The sequence below is a fragment of the Rhizobacter sp. Root1221 genome, assembly GCF_001425785.1.
Taxonomy (GTDB): Bacteria; Pseudomonadota; Gammaproteobacteria; order Burkholderiales; family Burkholderiaceae_C; genus Rhizobacter.
Genome location: NZ_LMDI01000075.1, coordinates 209,881 through 231,098, shown reverse-complemented (window position 1 = coordinate 231,098; position 21,218 = coordinate 209,881). Strand labels below are relative to the sequence as shown.

The window sequence follows — 21,218 nt, the reverse complement described above, 5'->3', positions numbered from 1 at the left end:
GCCTCGCTTTCGTCAGTGGTTGCTTAGACACTTCCACTTTGGCACATCGATGCCGTTAGGGGTGGGGCGTCCATCCCATTGGCGCAGGCCGGGATCTCAACCGTCTCGCGATGGGCGTTGGCGTTCGGCCATGAAAAAAGGCCCCAAAGGGGCCTTTTCGCTGGGGTTCGGGGGTTTAGACCGGAACCTTGCGGAGCATTTCGATGCCGATTTCGCCGGCGGCGATCTCGCGCAGGGCGGTGACGCCCGGTTTGTTCTTCGTTTCGATCTTCGGGGCGTGGCCTTGGCTCAGCATCCGCGCACGGTACGTGGCGGCCAGAACCAGCTGGAAGCGGTTCGGGATCTTGGTGAGGCAGTCTTCGACGGTGATGCGGGCCATGGGGTCACTCCGGGTAGCAAAGGGATCAGTTCAGACCCAAGGCAGCGAAAACCGAAGGCTTGGCCTTCTTCTGCACCGCGTACTTGAGCCGTTGCGCGTGGACGATCGCTTTCAGATCGAACAACGCGGTCTCGAACAGAGCGTTGATTATAACGAAGTCGAAGTGGCGTGCCTGGTCGACCTCGATGCGGGCGTTGACGAGGCGCTGTGCGATCACGTCCTGGGCGTCCTCGCCACGGCGGGCCAGGCGCTGGGCCAGCTCTTCCCAGCTGGGCGGCAGGATGAAGATCAGGATGGCGTTCGGGAACAGCTTCTTGATCTGCAGCGCGCCCTGGTAGTCGATCTCCAGCACCACGTCCTGGCCCACGGCCACACGCTCCTGGATGGCCGCGCGGGACGTGCCGTACCGGTTGCCGTGCACCTCGGCCCATTCGAAGAAGTCGCCGCGGTCCACCATCTGCTGGAACGTGGCGGGTTCGATGAACAGGTACTCGCGGCCGTCCTGCTCCTGCCCGCGCGGCCTGCGCGTGGTGTGGGAGACCGACACCACCAGGTGCGAGTCGAGTTCGAGCAGGGCCTTCACGAGGCTCGATTTGCCGGCACCGCTCGGGGCCGCGACGACAAAGAGGTTGCCGGGGTATTCCATCGTAGAGCTGCTGGGGTAGAGGCGGTTCGGATGCGTCCGGCAGTCTAGCAGTCTGGTGACGCAGCGCAGGTGGCCTTCTCCGGGAATAAGTGGCCGGAATCGCCGGCGAGGCGCATGTCATCTGTCATCTGGCTTCCCGGCCCTGCAACACCCCCGGGGCGCGGCGGCCACAACATGCCTCCACGACACCGCCCCCTGGTGGTGTGAGAGAAAGGAACCCGGTCATGAAGACCCGAAAGCCGTCGCGCCGCGTCCTTCCGTGGGTCGTGGGCATCCTGCTCCTGGCGGGCGGCGGATTCGGGTGGTGGCGCGCGCACGGCGCCGACGCCGCGGGCGGGGCCGCGAGCCGGGCGGCCAGTGCGCCGGGCGGCGGGCGCCGGTTCGGCGGCATCAATCCGGTCCAGCCCGTGTCGGTGCAGGCTGCGCGCCGGCAGGACATCCGGGTGAACGTCGATGCCATCGGCAGCATCGCGGCGTCGAACACGGCCACCGTGCGTGCCCAGGTGAGCGGCGTGCTGCAGCGCCTGAACTTCGAGGAAGGCCAGCAGGTCCAGGCGGGCCAGTGGCTGGCGCAGATCGATCCACGGCCGTTCCAGGCGGCACTGGCCCAGGCCGAGGGCACGTTGGCGCGCGACAAGGCGCAGCTAGACGGGGCGCGGGTCGACCTGGCCCGTTACCGCGACCTGATGGCCAAGGATGCGCTTCCCAAGCAGCAGCTGGACAGCCAGGTGGCGCTGGTGGCCCAGCTGGAGGGCACGGTCCGGGCCGACCAGGGTTCGGCGGACAGCGCACGGCTGCAACTGTCGTGGACGCGGGTCACCGCGCCGATTGCCGGGCGCGTGGGCCTGAAGCAGATCGACCTCGGCAACATGGCCCAGGCCTCCGATGCCAACGGCATCGTCAGGATCACGCAGACGCGGCCCATCGCGATGACCTTCGCCGTGCCGGCCTCCAACGTGCCGATCATCGCCGCCCGGTTGCATGCCGATGAGCCGATCCCGGTCGAGGCGTGGGACCGTGGCGGCAAGCGGCGGCTGGCCCTGGGCCGGGTGGCGTCGGTCGACAACGCCATCGACCCGGCCACGGACACGATCAAGGTCAAGGCGGTGTTTCCCAACGCGGACGACGCACTCTTTCCCAACCAGGCCGTGAGCGTCGTGCTCCAGCGCGAGACGCTGGCCGGCGTGCTCGCCGTGCCGCAGGCGGCGGTGCTGCGCGGGGCGCAGGGCTTCTACGTCTATGTGGTCAATGCCGACAGCTCGGTGAGCACCCGGGTCGTGACACCCGGGGCCGTCGATGGCGGCTGGATGGCCGTGGAAGGTGCGCTGCAGCCCGGCGAGAAGGTCGTGGTCGACGGCACGGACCGGTTGCGCGAAGGGGCGAAGGTCGAGGTGATCGCCACCGACCCGGCGCAGCGCGCGGGGGCCGCCGCCGCCCCGGCGTCATCGGCGGACAGCGGGCACTCCCGCCGGCTGGATCGGCTGCCGCCGGCCGAGGCAGAAGCCGTCAAGGCCATGAGCCCCGACGCCCGGCGGGCCTGGTTCAAGGCGCACCGCGATCAGCGTGATGCCGATTCACCGCGCTGACGGCCGCGCCATGAACCCCTCCCGCTTCTTCATCGAACGCCCTGTCGCCACGTCGCTGCTGATGCTGGCGATCCTGCTGTCCGGGCTGTTGGCCTGCCGGCTGATGCCGCTGTCGGCCTTGCCGGAGGTGGACTACCCGACCATCGAGGTGACCACGCTGTACCCCGGCGCGAGCCCCGACGTGATGTCCACCACGGTCACTGCGCCGCTGGAGCGCCAGTTCGGGCAGATGCCGGGGCTCAACCAGATGACGAGCACCAGCTCGGGCGGTGCGTCGGTCATCACGCTGCGTTTCTCGCTCGGCCTGTCCCTCGACGTGGCCGAGCAGGAGGTGCAGGCCGCCATCAATGCCGGTGCCAACCTGCTGCCGGGCGACCTGCCGATGCCACCGGTCTACAGCAAGGTCAACCCGGCCGATGCGCCGGTGTTGACGATCGCGGTGACGTCGCCGTCGCTGCCGCTGACCAAGCTGCACGACCTGACCGAGAACCGGCTGGCGCCGAAGCTGTCGCAGGTCGATGGCGTGGGCCTGGTCAGCCTGGCCGGTGGCCAGCGTCCCGCCGTGCGCATCCAGGCCGATCCGCAGGCGCTGGCGTCGCTGGGCCTGTCGCTGGATGACGTGCGCACGTCGATCGTCGCGGCGAACGTCAACCAGGCCAAGGGCAGCTTCGACGGCCCGCAGCGCAGCAGCACCATCGACGCCAATGACCAGTTGAAGTCGGCGGCCGAGTACGAGAACCTCGTCATTGCGTGGAAGAACGGCAATCCGCTGCGGCTGAAGGATGTGGCGTCCATCGTGGACGATGCCGAGAACCTCCGGCTCGCGGCGTGGGCAGACCGCACGCCGGGCGTCATCCTCAACGTCCAGCGCCAACCCGGGGCCAACGTGATCCAGACGGTGGAGCGGGTCAAGGCGTTGCTGCCGAAGCTGCAGGCGTCGATGCCGGCGTCGATCGATGTCCAGGTCGTTGCCGACCGCACGAACACCATCCGCGCGTCGGTGGCCGACACCGGGTTCGAGTTGCTGCTGTCGGTGGTGCTGGTGGTGATGGTGATCTTCCTGTTCCTTCGGAGCGGCACCGCCACCCTGATTCCCGGCGTGGCGGTGCCGCTGTCGCTGGTGGGCACGTTCGGCGTGATCTACCTCGCCGGCTTCTCCATCAACAACCTCACCTTGATGGCCATGGTGATCTCCACCGGCTTCGTGGTCGACGACGCCATCGTGATGATCGAGAACATCGCGCGCTTCGTCGAGGCGGGCGAGTCGCCGATGGCGGCGGCGCTCAAGGGGTCCAGGCAGATCGGGTTCACGATCATCTCGCTCACGGTGTCGCTGATCGCGGTGCTGATCCCGCTGTTGTTCATGGGCGATGTGGTGGGCCGCCTGTTCCACGAGTTCGCCATCACGCTGGCCGTGGCCATCCTGATCTCGGCGTTCGTCTCGCTGACGCTGACGCCGATGATGAGCGCACGGCTGCTGCGGCCCGGGCACACCCAGGCGCACAGCCGGCTCGGTGCCTGGAGCGAACGCGCCTTCGACGGCATGGTGGCCCGGTATGGCCGCGCGTTGACGTGGGTGCTGGACCGGCCCCGCACCACGATGCTGGTCTTCGCGTTGACGCTCGCTGTGACCGGGCTGCTTTATGCCGCGGTGCCCAAGGGCTTCTTCCCGGTGCAGGACACGGGCCTGGTCCAGGTCATCACCGAGGCCACGCAGACGACCTCGTTCGGCGCCATGTCCACGCGCCAGCAGGCCCTCGCCGACGAGATCCTGAAGGACCCCGACGTGGACCACCTGGCCTCGTTCATCGGCGTGGACGGTGCCAACCCCACGCTGAACACCGGGCGCATGCAGATCACGCTGAAGCCCTTTGCCGAGCGTCACGCCTCCGCGTCGGAGATCATCCGCCGCCTGGCCGTGGCGACCTCGCACGTGCCCGGCATCACTGCCTACATGCAGCCGGTGCAGGACTTGACCATCGAAGACCGTGTCGCCAAGACCCAGTACCAGTTCCTCCTCAGTTCGCCCAGCCGGACGGACCTGGTCGCCAGCACGAACCGGTTGCTGGCACGGTTGAAGACGCTGCCGGACCTGGTGGACGTGGCCACCGACCTGCAGGACGATGGGCAGCAGGCGTATGTGCAGATCGACCGGGAAGCCGCGGGGCGCCTGGGCGTCACCGTGGCGGGCATCGACACGGCGCTCTACGACGCCTTCGGCCAGCGGCTCGTCTCCACCATCTACACGCAATCCAGCCAGTACCGGGTGGTGCTGGAAGCGGCGCCGGGCCCGGGCCGGGGGCCGGACGCGATCGCCGGCCTGCATGTGCCGGGCAGCACCATCGGCGCCAACGGCGTGGCGACGACGGTGCAGGTGCCGCTGGCGTCGGTGGCGCAAGTGGTGGAACGGCCGGCGGCGCTGGCGATCAACCACGTCTCGCAGTTCCCGTCGGCCACGGTGTCGTTCAACCTGGCGCCGGGGGCGTCGCTGGGCCATGCGGTGGACGCCATCAAGGCCGAGGAAGCCCGGCTCGACCTGCCGCCGGGTGTCGAGACCAGCTTCCAGGGGGCGGCCGAGGCCTTCCGCGCGTCGCTCACCAGCACGGTGCTCTTGATCCTGGCGGCCGTGGTCACGATGTACATCGTGCTGGGGGTGCTGTACGAGAGCTTCATCCATCCCGTGACGATCCTCTCCACCTTGCCCTCGGCGGGCCTGGGCGCCTTGCTGGCGCTGCTGGTCGCGGGCCAGGAACTCGGGGTCGTGGGCATCATCGGCATCGTGCTCCTGATCGGCATCGTCAAGAAGAACGCGATCATGATGATCGACTTTGCGCTCGAGGCCGAACGCGAGGCGGGGCTGGCGCCGCGCGAGGCCATCCACCAGGCCTGCCTGCTGCGCTTCCGCCCGATCCTGATGACGACGATGGCCGCACTGATCGGCGCGTTGCCGCTGATGGTCGGCACCGGCGCGGGGCATGAACTCCGCCACCCGCTGGGCGTGACGCTGGTCGGCGGCCTGATCGTGAGCCAGTTGCTGACGCTGTTCACCACGCCGGTGATCTACCTGGGTTTTGCCAACCTGCTGCGGCGCATGAAGGCCCGGCAGGCCGGGCAAGCGGCCGGTGCCGCGGCATGAACATCTCGGCGCCCTTCATCGCCAGGCCGGTCGCCACCACGCTGGTCACGATCGGCCTGGCCCTGGCCGGCGCCCTGGGCTTCCAGTTGCTGCCCATCGCGCCGCTGCCGCAGGTGGACTTTCCGACCATCTCGGTCAGTGCCTCCGTGCCGGGCGCGAGCCCCGACACCATGGCCGCCACGGTGGCCACGCCGCTCGAGCGCGCCCTGGGCAGCATCGCCGGTGTCAACGAGATCACCTCGCGGTCGTCGCTGGGCTCCACGAGCATCACGATGCAGTTTGACCTGGACCGCGACATCAACGGCGCCGCGCGGGACGTGCAGGCCGCCATCAATGCCGCGCGCACGTTGCTGCCCACCGGCATGCCGAGCAACCCGTCCTACCGCAAGGTGAACCCGGCGGACGCGCCGATCATGATCATCGCGCTCACGTCGGCCACGCTGTCGCGGGGCCAGATGTACGACGCCGCGTCCACCGTGCTGGCGCAGCGCCTGTCGCAGGTGCAGGGGGTGGGGCAGGTGACGGTGGGCGGGGGGGCGTTGCCGGCCGTGCGCGTGGAACTCGACCCCGACAAGCTGGCGGCCAAGGGCATCGCGCTGGACGTGGTGCGCACCGCGCTGACGTCGACCAACGCCAGGCGGCCGCTGGGTTCGGTGGAAGAGGGCGGCCGCAGCTGGCAGATCGGCGCCAACGACCAGGCCGTCACCGCGGCCGAGTACGCGCCTGCGCTGCTCACCTATGTCAACGGTGCCGCCGTGCGCCTGCGCGACGTGGCGAGCGTCGTCGACTCCGTGCAGGACGTGCGCAACTACGGTGCGGCCGATGGCAAGCCGGCCATCTCGCTCTTCGTCCAGAAGGAGCCGGGGGCCAACGTCATCGAGACGGTGGCGCGCGTGCGCGAGATCCTGGGCCGCTTGCAGGCGTCGATCCCGCCGGCCATCGACGTCAAGGTGATCAGCGACCGCACGCCCACCATCCGCGCCTCGCTGCGCGAGGTCGAGCGTGCGATGGCCATCGCCGTGGGCCTGGTCATCCTCGTGGTGCTGCTGTTCCTGCGCAGCTGGCGCGCCACGCTGATCCCGGCGGTGGCCGTGCCGGTGTCGCTGGCCGGCACCTTCGGGGTCATGTACCTGTGCGGCTACAGCCTGGACAACCTGTCGGCCATGGCCCTGACGGTGGCCACGGGTTTCGTGGTGGACGACGCCATCGTGGTGCTGGAGAACATCACGCGCGGCATCGAGCAGGGCGTGGCGCCGCGCGAGGCGGCCCTGAACGGGGCGCGCGAGATCGGGTTCACCGTGGTCGCGATCTCGCTCAGCCTGATCGCGGTCTTCATCCCGCTGCTGCTGATGGGGGGCGTGGTGGGGCGGCTGTTCCGGGAGTTCGCCGTGGTGCTGTCGGCGGCCATCCTGGTGTCGATGGCGGTGTCGCTCACCACCACGCCGATGATGGCGTCGAGGCTGCTGAAGCCGCATCCGGGCCCGCGCGCGCCCGATCGGGCGGGGCGGCTGGCCGGCGGCCTGAACCGCGCCGTGGCGCGGGGAGCGCAACGCATCGCCAGGGGCTACCGCCGCTCGCTGATCTGGACGTTGCGGCACCAGCCCTGGGCCCTGCTGGCGCTCCTGGCGGTGGTGGTGCTGAACGGGTACCTCTACACCGTGATCCCGAAAACCTTCTTTCCCCAGCAGGACACGGGCGTGCTCACGGGCAGCGTGCAGGCCGACCAGGGCAGTTCGTTCCAGATGATGCAGGCGCGGGTGGACAAGTTCATGGCCATCGTCCGCGCCGACCCGGCGGTGGCGGCGGTCAGCGGCTCCACCGGCGGCGGCCAGCGCAACACGGCCAACTTCTACATCACGCTCAAGCCGCTGGCGGAGCGCAACATCCCGGCCGATGCGGTCGTGGCGCGGCTGCGCGCGACGCTTGCGCACGAGCCCGGTGCCAATCTCTTTTTCGTGCCGGTGCAGGACATCCGGATCGGCGGCCGCCAGTCCAATTCACAGTACCAGTACACGCTGCAGGCAGACGACCTGGAGGCATTGCGCACCTGGGCGCCGCGCGTGCGCAATGCGTTCTCGCAGTTGCCCGAATTGACCGACGTCAGCACCGACCAGCAGGACAAGGGGATGCAGACCTCACTCGTGATCGACCGCGACGCCGCGGCGCGGCTGGGGGTGACGGTCGCCAACCTCGATGCCACGCTGAGCAATGCCTTCGGCCAGCGGCAGGTGGGCGTGATCTACAACGCGCTCAACCAGTACCGCGTGGTGATGGAGTTGGCGCCCGCGTTCCTGCAGGGGCCGGAGGCGCTCGGGCGCCTGTACGTCACCGGCAACTCGGGCGCCCAGGTGCCGCTGGCGGCATTCGCCCGCGTGGAGACCACGAACACGCCCCTGGCGGTGAACCACCAGGGCGGCTCGCCGGCCTCGACCATCAGCTTCAACTTGCCGCCAGGCGTGTCGTTGTCCGAGGCCACGGCCGCGATCAATGGCGCGATGTCGGCGCTCGGGGTGCCGGTGTCGGTCCATGGCAGTTTCCAGGGCACGGCGAATGCCTTCCAGCAGTCGCTGGCGTCGCAACCCTGGCTGATCGCGGCCGCGGTCGTCACCATCTACCTGGTGCTCGGCATGCTGTACGAGAGCCTGATCCACCCGGTGACCATCCTGTCCACCTTGCCCTCGGCGGGGGTGGGCGCGCTGCTGGCGCTGATGCTGTTCAAGAGCGAGTTCTCGATCATCGCGTTGATCGGCGTGATCCTGCTGATCGGCATCGTCAAGAAGAACGCGATCATGATGATCGACTTCGCGATCGATCACCAGCGTGCGTCGGGGGCCGGCGCCGGCGTGGCAATCGTCCGGGCTGCCCATCTGCGCCTGCGGCCCATCCTGATGACGACCTTCGCGGCGATCTTCGGGGCCTTGCCGCTGGCCCTGGGCACGGGCGACGGCGCCGAGCTGCGCCGGCCGCTGGGCATTGCCATCGTGGGCGGGCTGATCCTGAGCCAGTTGCTCACGCTGTACACGACGCCGGTGGTGTTCGTGCTGATGGACCGGCTGGGTGGGCGGCGCCGGCGTGCGCGCGACGCCCACCCTGGTTCTCCCCCTGCCATCCTGCCTGTCCGGGTGTCCCCATGAAACCTCGCATTCCGCTGACGGTTCTGTCTGTTGCCGTCGTGTCGTTGCTCGCGGCGTGTGCCGTCACGCGCGTCGAGCCGCCTGCGCCTTTCGTGGCCGCGCCGCAGTACAAGGAGGCTGGCGACTGGCAGCACGCTCCTGCCGCGTTGCCGGTGCCCGAGCAGTGGTGGACCCTGTTCGGGGATCCCGTGCTCGATGACCTGCAGCGCCGGCTGGTCATCGGCAACGAAACGCTGAAGTCCGCGGTGGCGGCCGTGGCTGGCGCCCGCGCGGCGTACGAGGCCAGCCGCAGCGCGATGTATCCCACGCTGTCGGCCGGCCTGGACGCCACGCGCAGCGCCAGCCCCGGCTCGACGGCGGAGCGGAACCCGGGCAACAGCGTGTCGCTGTCGGCCACGGCCAGCTGGGAGGTGGACCTGTGGGGCCGGCTCTCGCAAGCCAGCAGCGGTGCGCAGGCTTCGCTGCAGGCGAGCCAGGACGACTTGGCCGCGGTGCGCCTGTCGGCCCAGGCGCTGCTGGCCCAGACCTACTTCTCGCTGCGCACGGCAGACGCTCAACTGGCCTTGCTCGACCGCAGCGTGGCGCTCTACCAGCGCTCCCTGGACTTGACGCAGGTGCGCTACGACGACGGTGTGGTGGCGCGCACCGATGTGCTGCAAGCCCGGACGCAGCTGCAGTCCGCGCAGGCGCAGGCCGCCGACCTGGAGGCCGGTCGGGCGCAGCTCGAGCACGCCCTGGCGGTGCTGCTCGGCGTGCCGCCGTCGGCCTTGGGGCTGGAACGCAACGCCGCCTTGCCGCCGGCGCCGGACGTGCCGCCGATGTTGCCGTCCACGTTGCTCGAACGCCGGCCGGACATCGCTGCGGCGCAGCGCCGGGTGGCGGCGGCCTATGCGCAGATCGGCGTGGCCGATGCGGCCTGGTTCCCCGATCTGTCGTTGTCGGCCAGCGCGGGGTACCGGGGCGCGTCACTGGCCAGGCTGGTGAGCGCGCCGAACCTGCTGTGGTCGCTCGGCGCTTCCGTGACCGAGGCCGTGCTGGATGGCGGCCAGCGCAAGCTCGCCAGTGCGCAGGCCCGGGCTGCGGCCGATCAAGCCACGGCAGCCTACCGCCAGACCGTGTTGACGGCGCTGCAGGAGGTGGAAGACAACCTGGTGCTTGCCGACCGGCTGCAACGCGAGGCGCAGTTCCAGGCCGAGGCCCTGCAGGCCGCGCAACGCAACCTCGAGATCACCCTGGACCAGTATCGGACCGGGACGGTGAGCTACCTCAACGTCGTCACGGCCCAGACATCCGCGCTCACCAGCGAGAGCAGCCTCCTCAGCGTGCGCAATCGCCAGCTGGCGGCCGTCAACCAGCTGCTGAAGAACATCGCGGGCCGATGGGCGCCCGCGTGAGTGGGCAGCCTGGCGGAGGCCCACTGCTGTTGGGGGAAAATCTGTCGCGCCGACCGGTTGAATTCGCCGGGACTCACTGGACGCGTGGGCCCGAGCGTGTGATGCAGAGCAGGTGTTGCTTGCATCGAGACGAGCGCTGATGCAACGACGCCACGAGTCATCCCTCCCGTCGGTGAATCGGCTGCACCTCCGATGCCTCCTGGCAACGCCGCCGTTGAGGTTGATTTTCCCCGGACAGCAATGGGCCTTCGCCGGGACGACAGGGGTGTGCGGGAAAGCGCAGTGGCGTTTGCGCAGAGTGGGTCTCTCAGGATCAGGCCCACGGCCCGCGCGCTGGCGAGCAGCTCGCGCGGGCGGGCCGGACGATGCGCGCGTGCGCCGCGTTCAGTTGTCCCCGCCCCGATCGTCCGGGCGTTCGCTGACGCTGGCAACCCGGCCGTTGGCGCCGAAATCCACGTCGAACAGCGTTTCCGGCCACGCGGCGACGCGGTAGGTGAACGTGGGGCCCGGCTCATTCCCGTACTGGATGCGTTGTTCCGGGGAGCCGAGCGCCATCCGGACCTCGGCGGCACTCATGCCCGGGGTGACGAGTGCTTCCTGCTTCGGGTTGACCGTGAAGCCGGTGGCGGCCTGTGCGGCGGCGACGCCGAAGAAGAGGCCGGCAGCCAGCAGCGCGCGCGGGGTAGAGAGGATGCGATGGACAGTCATGACGATCTCCTGTTTTCCTGGGTAGACAGGTCTTCGGACACTTCGGAACTGAAGCGTCCCCCTGTGAGTGCATGGTCGAGGCGCGGCGTGGCCGGAACATTGCACGGGCGGCGGCTTGTGAGTCAGATGTCATCGATGCCCGGGCCCGGCGCGGTGGTTTGCTGGCCGATGCCGGTCACAATCGGCATTCCTTGTCAGGCATCAGCTTCGACGGCCATCACCGCGCACCCGGAGGCGCATTCGATCCCACCCCGCCCATGGAAACTGAAGTTCAGGCGCCTTCCCACAGCGCGCTGCGGCCTTGGCTCATCGCGCTGGGGCTGTGGCTTGCCATGGCGGCAGTCACGTCCATCGCCTTGTGGCACTTGCGGCGCGAGGCCGTCGAAAGCCAGGCGAGGGAACTCGGCCTGCTGTCGCTCGCACTGACCGATGCCATCGACCGCGGGCTGCGTGGCGCGGACGAAGGCCTGCACGCCATGCGCGCCGACCTGGCCGAGCGGCACCTGCCCGTGTCGGGCGATGACGCATCCCGATCGCTGCACGTGCGCGCCGGCCTAATGCCCCTGGTCCAGACGCTTTGGCTGGTGGACCGCCAGGGGCGGGTCATGGCCGCGTCCGATGCGACACCGGCACCCGATCTGTCGACGTTTTCTCCGCCGTTGGACAAGCTCCCTGCCGATGCGGCGTCCTTGAGTCGCCCGTTCGGCGATGTGCACGGGAAGGGTGCCTTGGTGGCCATGGCGATCCCGTTCGAGGCGGGGGCAGGCACGGCGGGGGGCTGGATGCTGGCCGCGATGCCGGCGAGCACGTTGCTGGGGGCATTCGGTGCCGCCTTGCCCTCCGCGGATGCGCGCATGTGGGTGGTTCGTGCCGACGGTGCCCGGCTCGCGGGCACGAACGTCCAGGCGCACCGGCTGGACGAAGCCGGCGTGGCGACGCGCCTGGCCAACCGCCCCAGCGTCGAGGTGCGCAAGTTCCGTGACGGCAGCGAGAACATGGTGGGGCTGCACACCGTGCCCCACTACGACGTCAAGGTCGTCGTCTCGCGAGACCTGGCGTCCGTGCTGATGGCCTGGCGCCAGATGGTCGAAGTGGCCGGCACGGGCCTGGCGCTGCTCCTGGCCATCATGGCGGCGGCGGTCTACTTCGTGCAACTGGCCGACCGGCGGCGCACCGAGGCCCAGCGTGCGCTCCAGGCCCAGGTTTCGCGGGCCGGCAAGCTCGAATCGCTGGGCACACTGGCCGGTGGCGTGGCGCATGACTTCAACAACGTGCTGGCCGGCATCATCGGCTTCGGCGAGATGGCGCAGGACGCTGCGCCGGCGGGCAGCGCCCAGGCGCGCCACCTCGAAAAAGTGCTGCAGGCGGCGATGCGCGGCAAGGCGCTGGTCGAGCGCATCCTCGCCTTCAGCCGCGGCGGCGCGCGGATGTCGACGGTGTTCGAGCTGGAACCCGTGGTCGAAGAGGTGCTCACCCTCCTGTCGGCGTCCTTGCGTTCGGGCATCGTGCTGGAGCGGGCGCTCGAGGCCCAGGGGGCGCGCCTGCGTGGTGACCCGACCCAGGCGTTCGAGGCGGTCATGAACCTGTGCACGAACGCCATGCAGGCGATGCCCGATGGCGGCATGTTGAGCGTGCACCTCGCGCGGCTCCAGATGGCCGAGCCCCGCGTGCTGTCGCATACCCGGCTGGCCGCCGGCGACTACGTGACCCTGGCCGTCTCGGACCAGGGTGGCGGCATCACGCCCGAGGTGATGGACCACCTGTTCGAGCCCTTCTTCACCACCCGTGCCGCGCAGTCCGGGTCGGGGCTGGGCCTGGCCGTCGTGTTCGGTGTCGTGGCCGAGTTCGGCGGGGCCATCGACGTGAAGAGCAGCCCGGGGCAGGGCGCCCGCTTCACCCTGTACCTGCCGGAATGCAGGGAAGGCCTGGCGGCCGTCGAATCCGGTGCGGAGCAAGCCCCGGCCGGCGCCGGGCAGCGCCTGCTGGTGGTGGATGACGAGCCCGAACTCGTGGCGCTGGCCGAGGAAATGCTCAAGGGCCTGGGTTACGCGCCGGTGTGCTACACCGATGCGACGGCGGCGCTCCAGGCATTGAATGACGACCCGCACGGCTTTGCCGCGGTGATCACCGATGAGGTGATGCCGCACCTCAGCGGCACGCAATTGACCGAGGCGCTGCGCCAGCATTCGGACTTGCCGGTCTTGATGGTCAGCGGATACGGCGGTCCGTTGCTGGCACAGCGAGCTGCCACCGCCGGGGTGACACGGCTGCTCAGCAAACCCTTGCAGCGGGCAGACCTGTCGCGCGCATTGGCCGAGTTGTTTCGCTGAGAGCTTGGCGCCTCTCCGGCCTGGCATGTGTCAACTGTCATCTGCCGCACCGTGCAGGTAACGTGCGTGGCATGGCGGGTGACTAGAGTGAACTGCATCAACCCAGCTTTCGAAGGAGTTTGATCATGTTCAATGCCACCTCTCTCACCCTCGTCAAGGCGCTCGTGGGCGCTACCGCGTATGCCCAGCCGGCCCCCTCTGCCGCTGTCGAGCCGATCCCTGTTCAGGCGGTGGCCCACATCCATCGTGCCCGCGTCGACATCTATTGCGGGCACAACACGGAGGCGGTGGCGGGGATCCGGGCGGCAAGCGAACAGCTGCGTACCTCGTCGGCCGTGGTGCCGGCCGAAACCTTCGCCGCACTGGAGCAGGCGGCCTGGCTCACGCGCCATGATCAGTACCTGCAAGCCGAGGAGGCGCTTGAAACCGCGTTGGCCCGCATGACGCCGGCGAGCGCCCGCGCCTGAACCCCGCAGGCCACATCGGCGCTCGGCCATCAGTCCGAGACGGGCCTGGGCCAAAGAGGCGCGAAGCGCCCATCAGCGCCGTTCACGCCCTCGCGCTGCAGGAAGACGACTCGGGAGCCGCTCCAGGGGAGCCACCGTCTCGTCTTTGCGGTGGTTGACAGATTTGACGAGATCGACCCCCGCCGGCATCGGCACGGTGTCCGCGTAGGCCTTGAGCTTCAACAGCAGGCCGGCGTTGGCCTCCTTCAGCATCTGCCGCTGGGCCGGATCGCTGGCGAGCCGGCGCTCCACTTCCTTGTCCTGCCATCGCCTGTAGAGCTTGTGCGTCAAGGTGTTCCTCGTGTGCAGGCTCTCGGCGGTATGGAACTGGATTTCGAAGTCCAGGCCCTGTGCGGTGCGCAGCTTCACGTTCAGCCCCGCATACGTCTTCTCCCTGGCCGCGAAGCCATTGTTCACGCGCATGACCCGCAGGCCTCGCGCCTGCAGGTCCTTCAATGCCTGTGCGGCCTCGGCGCCGAACGTGTCGCCGGGCAGCAGCACGACCCAGCGCATGGCATCGTGCACGCGAGCGGCAGCCTGCTCGATCGTGATGTCCTCCAGCACACTCAGCCGGTGGATCTTCTTCTCGATGGACTTCGCCTTCTTCGCAACGCTGTGCGCCCTGACCACGTTCAACGCCAGGCCCTCGAGAATCGGGGTGACCTGCCGCTCGGTGAGCCCGGCACCCTGCATGAGTTGCCGGACTTGCACGTCCATGGCCGTTGGCGCGCGCGCCGTGCCTGTGGCCGATGACGGTGCGGCACTGGCGCGTCGCTTGTCCACCCGCGGCAGTTCGGTCTCCCAGTCCTCGATGTGTTCGCAGCCCGGCGGAGTGGCCACGCCCTTGCAGGCCTCGCGGGCCTCGGCCACCTGGGCGCGCCGCTCCTCGATGCTCGCACCCTTCGTGCGCAGGGCGGATTCCCTCTTGTAGTCGTCGTGGAAGCGCTCCTTGAGTTCGAAGGTCTCCTCGGTATGGAACTGCACCTCGACGCGCAGTGTCTGGCCCTCGGCATCGCGCCCCATGAACTTGACGTTGATGCCCTTGAAGGCCGGATGCGGGGACACGAAGGCGTTGTGGACCAGGGTCTTGGTCAGCCCTTGTTCGTCGAGCTCGCGCAGGATGCTGGCATACCCCGCTGCGAAATGTCCGGGCGCGAGCACGATGCTGTAGCGCAGCGCATCATTCAGCGCCTCGGCTGCTTCCTCGGGTGTCTGGTGGCCTGTGTGCATCATCGCTTGCAGCTTGTCGACCAGCGCACCCTCTGACTTGATGCGGTGGGCCCGGCCGCGCAACACGCCGTTGCCTTCGATGGCCGCCTCGATCATGTTGGTCATTCGCGGCTCGGCCAGGCGGGCAGCCGCGCGCAGCGTCCTGGCGAGATGCTTGAGTTGCGCTTCGGTTTCCCGGGGCGAAGCGCGCAACTGCGGTGTGCTTTCGATCACGCCCTGGTCGAGCAACTCGTGGATCGCCATCTCCATGAGCCCGGCCGTGAGGGTGGGGTTGTCGCGCAACCTCTCCAGGTTGGCTTGCGCATGGAAGCGGTTGTTGCGCAGTTCCTGCACCACCCCGGCCTTGGTGTAGGGCATCAAGCGGATGCGGTCGGGCTCGTTGCGCAGTACCTTGTCCAGGTGGTTGGCGATGTCGTGGTACAGATCGGTCTGCGTCACTGCCTTGGGTGCGTCGGTGCCCACCTTCACGCCCAGCGTGAGCAGGTTGTGCAAGGTGTCCAGGGGCGCGCCCGGCACATGGCCGGGCTGCCTGCCGGAAGCGTCCCGCGGAGGATCCGAGCGGCCGGCAGGGGGCGTCGTGGCTGGGTGCGGCAGGCGGGCGATGGGGTAGTGGGTGACCCATGCCGCGAGGCGCTCGCTCGGGGTATTGGCCAATTCGCAGGCCTGCGCGAGCGATGGAAAGCGCTGCGCCAAGGCCTCGGACAAGGCCTGCTGCGCCTCGGGTGCGGCGGGCGGCAGCGACGACGGCGGCGTTGGTGCATGCATCTCCCGCACGAAGGCCGTGAGATGGGCCTGCAGCGCCTCGGCCGCCTGGCGCGCCACCGGATGGCAGGCGCACTGCACACCCAGGCGCGCGCGTTGGAGCAGGTCCTCCACGGCCTGCGGTGTTGCTTCCTGCGGGCTGCGCAGGAGAGCACGCACGCCGCGCCGCAGTTCGCGTTCGGTGCCCTCGTAGGTGCCGAACAGTGCGCTCTCGGCCAGTGCTTCGCGCAGCGCCGGGGGTTGGCCGAAGAACTGGAACTGCATGGTGCTGAAGCGCCCGACCAATTCCTGTCCACGCAGGGCCGACAAGACCTCCGCGGCACGCCCGGCCTGGTATTGGCCTTCGGCGTCGAATGCCTCGTGGGCCGTCTTGGGTGGCTTGAACGAGCCGGCCTTGCCAGCGCGCCCGTCGCGCGCCTTGATGGACCGCTCCACCGCCTCCACCATCTTCGGCAAGCCGGCGTAGACGAACACCTTGTCGCCGTCGCAGTCGGCATCGCGCTTCCTGAGTTCGTCGATGGGCAGGGCAATGAGGGAGCCCGGCGGGAAGATCTCCTTGACCCGCAGGCTGCCCACGGTATCCATCCGTGGTGCGAGCCGGTCGCGGCGGCGGCCTTCCGTCCAGCTCGAGTGCACCTTCATGTCCTCGGTGGACCACACCCACTGTGCGTCATTGTCCGTGGGCCACATCGCATCCGGCACGACGATGGTCACGCCCTTGCCGTGCACCATGGCCGCATCCTCGGCCGCCGGCGCACCGCTTTCGTCCCAGGCCGTGTAGCTGTACTGGAAGGCGAATGTTTCCTCCAGGAAGCGTGCGGTGGCGTCGCCCTTCCTGGCGGTGCCGATCCGATCGGCCTTCACGGGCATCAGGTTGGCCTTGTCGTAGGGCGCCTTGCCCAGGAGCACATCGCCCCCCGTCGCATCGAACACCTTGCTCTTGGTGCCGGGCAAGTACACCTTGTCGTCCGCCGAGGGGACCGCGGTGGCCTGCGTGCCGGTGATGAGGGCTCCGGCGAGCGCTTCGTAGAGCTTGTGGGCCTTGATCGTGCGCGCACCTGTGGACGGATCGGCGTCCCACACATCCGGATCGTCGCGCAGCGACGTGCGCAAATGCTGCCGGGCCTCTTCGATGGCCCCGGCGTCGCGCGGGAAGTGGTGCGTGGCCTGCGGTGGCAGCAGTGACATGCGCTGCGTTCCCGCCACGAGCGACCGTTGCGCCTTCGTGCGCATGTCCGGGGGCGTTTGGCGGGCCTCGATGGCTTGTCGGATCACCGGGATCCTGCAGGCCAGCGACTGCTTGATGAAGCCGCAGCCATCATTGGGCACGAGTTGGATCGCCTCGCCTTCGGGCGTGCGCAGGGGGAAGGCCGGTGCGTGGCCCTGGGGCCTGTCGGCCAGCAGCGCCAGGCGGATCGGGCCCTCGACCACGTGGTCGCGCGGCACGGTCTCCAGAAGCGCGCGCTGCATGCGAAACCAGTCCTCCCGCTGCGGGTTGAGCTTGCGGATCACATCCTTCATCAGCGCGGCCTGGGGCGCGGTGTCGGCCAGCCGCAACGCGGGAAGGCGTCCGTGGCGCTTCGTCTCTCCCGCCGCACCGCCAGCGGCCAGCAGTTCATGCGCGCGTGCCCTGACCGGCTTCAGGTGGCTGCCGCCGAAGAGGTCCATGCGCAGCAAGTCGCCATCACGCTGGATGGTGCGCGCCAGCAAGTGCGGGCTGACCCGGCCCGGCAGCTGCACTTCCATCAGGGGCACCTGCCCGTTGGTCAGCCGCGTGAAGAAGGAATACTGCGGCGCAGCCGCTTCTTCCGCGCGACCGGACTTCCCGGCCCGGACGTCGCGCCCGTGCAGGTCGATGACCTGGATCACCGCCGCGCCCGCGTTGCCGGTCATCACATCCCGCACCTCGGTCAGGCTGCGCAACTCGCGCCGCACCGCCGCCACGTCCAGCGGCGTGGACGGGTGGGCGGACACGATCTTTTCCAGATCCCTGCGCAGCCTCAGATCCAGCGCATGGATGACCTCGTCGCCCGCTTCGATCTGCGCGATGAGGTTCCAGCTCATTTCGTCGAGGTCGTCCTCGATGACTCCCCGCGTGGACTCCAGCGTCTTCGCGACCCAGGCCTTGAGCGCCTCGCGCCGCACCCGCGCGGGCCCGGGGGCGTCGGGCACATTGCTCCGCTTCCACAGGTCCGCCACCACCGCATAGGTCTTGAGCAGCAGGAAGAAGGTCAGGCCGGGGCGGTGCGTGCCGAACGCCTCTCCGTCCCGCACGACGCCGAGGGATCGTGGCGCCGTGGACGATGCCGGGTAGGTCTCGAGGTAGAGCCGCATCTTGCGATCCACGGCCGGCTGCATCTGCTCCAACAGCCGCAATGCGCCTGCACGATGCTTCCTGGCGAGTTCGGGTGCACGCACCAGCGGCAGCAGCCCGGCCGCCAGGCTTGCCAGGGCCTCCAGGTTGTCGGGTCTGAAACCGGTGTCCGCGTGGATCGCCCGCAGGCGCGCCAGTCCCTGGAGGGCGAGCAGCCGCAGCCCATCCTTGAGCCGGGTGCTGGCCAGCGCCTTGAAGATCACGGCCACGTTGCGTGTGTCGGCCCGGCCCAATCTGTCGGGGCGTGAATCCAGGTGCGCTGCCAGTTCGCGAAGGCGCGTCTGTGCGAGCGCCATGGATTCTTCGCTCCGGATGGCCACGGCGTCCATCGCATCAGCCGCTTCAGTGGCCTCTTCCAGCTCCAGGATGAAGCGGGCCGTGCCGTTGACCAGCTGGGCCAACTGGCCCATGGTGAAGGCGCTGAACGGGTGCCCGCCACTGCCCAGCATCTCGATGATCCTGATGGCGACCTCCTGGAAAGTTCCCTCCTGCAGCCACTTGCTCGAACCGTTGAGGCAGCTGGCCACGTGCCGGGGCCGGAGTTGACCTTGGCCTGCCAGCACCTCCCAGCGCTGCAGCAGCGCTTCGGCCACGGCCAGCGCTGCCTGCCGACAGATTTCTGTCTCGGGCCACCTGCTCAAGCCGTTGAGGCAGTTGGACAAACCCTGCGCGTTGAACTGCCCGGCATGGCCCAGCTCATGACGGCGCTGCAGCAGCGCCTCGGCCAGCGCCACGGCTGCTTGCCGGCAGGAGTTCTCCTCGGGCCATTTGCTCACACCGTTGAGGCAGTTGGACAACTGCTGGGGACTGAACTGCCGGGGGTCGGCCAGGGTGCCCCGGTGCGACAGCGCCTCGGCCAGCGCCACCGCTGCCTGCCGGCAACGCGCCTCTTCAGGCCATTTGCTCACACCGTTGAGGCAGTTGGACAAGTGCTGGGGCGTCAGCGTGCCGGCCAGCACGTCCCAGCGCTGCAGCAGTGCCTCGGCCACCGCCAGCGCCGCCCGCCGGCAGATGCCTTCCTCAGGGAACTTGCTCAGGCCGTTGAGGCCGGTGGACAAACCCTGCGCGTCGAACTGGCCGGCATCGCCCAGTTCGTGCCGACGCTGCAACAGCACCTCGGCCAGCGCTGCCGCCACGTGCCGGCAGCTCTTCTCGTCAGGCCATTTGCTCACGCCGTTGAGGGCGTTGATCAACTGCTGGGGAGTGAACTGCATGAGCTCTGCCGGGACGCGCCGATGCAACAGCGCCTCGGCCAGCGCAACCGCTGCCCGCCGGCAACGCGCCTCTTCAGGCCACTTGCTCAAACCATTGAAGCAGTTGGAAAAGTCGTGGGGCGTGAACTGTTCCGTGTCGGTCAATGCCTTGCGGCGATGCCACAGTGCCCTGGCCACCGTGACCGCGGCCTCCCGGCAGCGCGCCTCTTCAGGCCATTTGCCCAAACTGTTGAGGCAGCTCGACAGGTGCATGGGAATGAAGTGCGGCAAGTCGCCCAGCTCGCCCTGGTGCGACGGCAGCGCCCCGGCCAACGCCACGGCTGCCCGCCGGCAGTACGCCTCTTCGGGCCATTTGCCCAGGCCGTTGAGGCAATTGGACAAGTCCTGGGCGTTGAACTGTCCGGTGTCGTTCATGTCCTCTCGGCGATGCCACAAGGCTCTTGCCACCTCCACCGCCGCCAGCCGGCAACGTTCTTCCCGCGGCCACTTGCTCAGGCCGTTGAGCACCATGGACAGGAATCTGGGGGTGAATTGCCGAGCGTCGTGCAGGTCGGCCGTGCGCAGGATCACGGCTCCGGCCGCGACCCGTGCGGCCTGCCGGCAGGCCTCCTCCGTCGGCCATTTGCTCAAGCCGTTGAGGCACACGGCCAACTCCTGGGGCTTGAATTGCTTCGGGTCGTTCAGTTCATCCCGGCGCTGCTGCAATGCCTCGGCCACCGCCAGCGCCGCCCGCCGGCAACGCGCCTCTTCAGGAAACTTGGCTACCCCGTTGATGATGCGCGCGAGCGCTTGAGGCTGGTATTGCTCCGGCGAGAACAGCTGCTCTTCGTCGCAGGCGACGACGCCCGCCATCGCCAGCAATCCCGCCCGGCACGCGTCGTCCCGCGGCCACTTGCTGAAAGCATTGATCAGCAAGCTGGCCTCCCGTCCGAGCATCGGAACGCCGTCCGTGAACCTTTGGTAAAAGAGGTCCGGCCCGAAACGCCTGTCGAGGCTTTCGAGCAACTGCGCCACGGCCACGCAGCCGGCGCCTTGCACGGGCTCTGTTTGCGACCAGCGGTTGCACAAGCTGGCCAGCGAAGGAACGTCGCGCATGTGCCCGAAATCAAGTTCGCGGCAGATGGCATGGAACGCGCGCGACGACTCCTCCCACTTTCGTTCGATGGCACGTTCCGGCAACCCGAGCTTGCGGGCGGAATTCAGGAGAACCGACAGCATTCTCACGAAGTTGGTGAAGCAATTCAGGTCGTCCAGGAAATCGAGAGCGGGCCGTTCCAGGAGGCGAAAGCGTTGCTTGGCGCCGCTGAGCGTCATGGTGTCGCCCGAGTCGTGCCACAACAGGTCGATCGTGTCCTGGTCCAATCTCCCCGCCTGGGAATACTGCTTTCGAAAGAACTCCCGCTCGGCGGACGAAGGCAGCGCGATGGTGCCGTCCCGCCGCCGGCCAGGATCGACAGCCCGGGTGCGTTCATCAGAGCCGGTACGCCGATCGGCGCGTCCCTCCATCGGCCCGTGCAGCCTCGTGGGTGGTACGCGTTGGCGCTTCACCGCGGGCTCGAACGTTGGGTCACGGGTCGTGCCCATGCGCCGCGGCAGCCCGTCGACGGGTTGCATCGTGTCGTGCGACACCTCCCGGCGGCGCTTGCCGGACTCACCCTGCGACGCGGGCTCCGGGTTGGCTGCCGGCAACGGGTACGACCCGGACGGGGGACCAATGTGCTTCATTGCGTTCCTGATCTCATTTCTTGACGGGTGCTTTCGCCTCGGAGAGGGTCAGCAACGTCGCGCATCAGGCTCACTCTTCGCACGGCGAATTTCG

The 21,218-nt window shown here is 68.7% G+C and carries 10 protein-coding genes; 6 read left to right on the top strand and 4 right to left on the bottom strand.

Annotated elements, in window-relative coordinates; genetic code table 11:
• Positions 1–175: 175 nt before the first annotated feature.
• Both rpoZ and gmk read right to left on the bottom strand, forming a co-directional pair.
• Positions 176–379: a DNA-directed RNA polymerase subunit omega gene (gene rpoZ / locus ASC87_RS29415; RefSeq protein ID WP_056462407.1), complete on the bottom strand. Its 204-nt coding sequence runs from the start codon at positions 377–379 to the stop codon at positions 176–178.
• A gap of 25 nt (positions 380–404) precedes the next feature.
• Positions 405–1,025, bottom strand: a complete 621-nt coding sequence (gmk, locus tag ASC87_RS29410) for a guanylate kinase (RefSeq protein WP_056671560.1) — start codon at positions 1,023–1,025, stop codon at positions 405–407.
• 224 nt (positions 1,026–1,249) lie between these two features.
• On the opposite strand from gmk, the gene ASC87_RS29405 reads away from it, so the two are divergent.
• From ASC87_RS29405 to ASC87_RS29390, 4 genes are read left to right on the top strand one after another with little or no spacing between them, the layout of a single operon-like run.
• Positions 1,250–2,611, top strand: coding sequence for an MdtA/MuxA family multidrug efflux RND transporter periplasmic adaptor subunit (locus ASC87_RS29405; protein ID WP_056671558.1), 1,362 nt, complete (start codon positions 1,250–1,252; stop codon positions 2,609–2,611).
• Between the two features lie 10 nt (positions 2,612–2,621).
• Positions 2,622–5,747, top strand: a complete 3,126-nt coding sequence (locus ASC87_RS29400; protein ID WP_056671596.1) for a multidrug efflux RND transporter permease subunit — start codon at positions 2,622–2,624, stop codon at positions 5,745–5,747.
• On the top strand, positions 5,744–8,881 hold the full coding sequence (locus ASC87_RS29395) for a multidrug efflux RND transporter permease subunit (protein WP_056671556.1): 3,138 nt from the start codon (positions 5,744–5,746) through the stop codon (positions 8,879–8,881). Before ASC87_RS29400 ends, ASC87_RS29395 begins: the two co-directional genes overlap by 4 nt.
• Positions 8,878–10,275: an efflux transporter outer membrane subunit gene (locus tag ASC87_RS29390; protein WP_056671553.1), complete on the top strand. Its 1,398-nt coding sequence runs from the start codon at positions 8,878–8,880 to the stop codon at positions 10,273–10,275. Before ASC87_RS29395 ends, ASC87_RS29390 begins: the two co-directional genes overlap by 4 nt.
• 384 nt (positions 10,276–10,659) lie before the next feature.
• Here ASC87_RS29390 and ASC87_RS29385 read toward each other — a convergent pair whose 3' ends face one another.
• The gene (locus tag ASC87_RS29385; protein ID WP_056671552.1) at positions 10,660–10,983 is read right to left on the bottom strand and encodes a hypothetical protein; all 324 of its coding nucleotides are present in this window, start codon (positions 10,981–10,983) and stop codon (positions 10,660–10,662) included.
• A 257-nt stretch (positions 10,984–11,240) separates the two neighbouring features.
• Here ASC87_RS29385 and ASC87_RS29380 point away from each other — a divergent pair, with 257 nt between their 5' ends.
• Entirely contained in the window at positions 11,241–13,313 is a 2,073-nt protein-coding gene (locus tag ASC87_RS29380) for a sensor histidine kinase (protein WP_056671550.1), read from the top strand.
• A gap of 125 nt (positions 13,314–13,438) precedes the next feature.
• Positions 13,439–13,780 (top strand): hypothetical protein, encoded by a 342-nt coding sequence (locus tag ASC87_RS29375; RefSeq protein ID WP_056671548.1) that lies wholly within the window; start codon positions 13,439–13,441, stop codon positions 13,778–13,780.
• A gap of 72 nt (positions 13,781–13,852) precedes the next feature.
• Here ASC87_RS29375 and xopAD read toward each other — a convergent pair whose 3' ends face one another.
• Positions 13,853–21,124 carry a XopAD/skwp family type III secretion system effector gene (gene xopAD / locus ASC87_RS29370; RefSeq protein WP_056671546.1) on the bottom strand — a complete coding sequence of 2,424 codons (7,272 nt, stop codon included), beginning with the start codon at positions 21,122–21,124 and terminating at the stop codon, positions 13,853–13,855.
• Positions 21,125–21,218 lie beyond the last annotated feature (94 nt).

Excerpts from the sequence above, each read along its gene's own strand:
- ASC87_RS29380 (WP_056671550.1), top strand. The coding sequence starts at position 11,241 with ATGGAAACTGAAGTTCAGGCGCCTTCCCACAGCGCGCTGCGGCCTTGG.
- ASC87_RS29390 (WP_056671553.1), top strand. The coding sequence starts at position 8,878 with ATGAAACCTCGCATTCCGCTGACGGTTCTGTCTGTTGCCGTCGTGTCG.
- ASC87_RS29395 (WP_056671556.1), top strand. The coding sequence starts at position 5,744 with ATGAACATCTCGGCGCCCTTCATCGCCAGGCCGGTCGCCACCACGCTG.
- gmk (WP_056671560.1), bottom strand. The coding sequence starts at position 1,025 with ATGGAATACCCCGGCAACCTCTTTGTCGTCGCGGCCCCGAGCGGTGCC.
- ASC87_RS29385 (WP_056671552.1), bottom strand. The coding sequence starts at position 10,983 with ATGACTGTCCATCGCATCCTCTCTACCCCGCGCGCGCTGCTGGCTGCC.
- xopAD (WP_056671546.1), bottom strand. The coding sequence starts at position 21,124 with ATGAAGCACATTGGTCCCCCGTCCGGGTCGTACCCGTTGCCGGCAGCC.
- ASC87_RS29400 (WP_056671596.1), top strand. The coding sequence starts at position 2,622 with ATGAACCCCTCCCGCTTCTTCATCGAACGCCCTGTCGCCACGTCGCTG.
- ASC87_RS29375 (WP_056671548.1), top strand. The coding sequence starts at position 13,439 with ATGTTCAATGCCACCTCTCTCACCCTCGTCAAGGCGCTCGTGGGCGCT.
- rpoZ (WP_056462407.1), bottom strand. The coding sequence starts at position 379 with ATGGCCCGCATCACCGTCGAAGACTGCCTCACCAAGATCCCGAACCGC.
- ASC87_RS29405 (WP_056671558.1), top strand. The coding sequence starts at position 1,250 with ATGAAGACCCGAAAGCCGTCGCGCCGCGTCCTTCCGTGGGTCGTGGGC.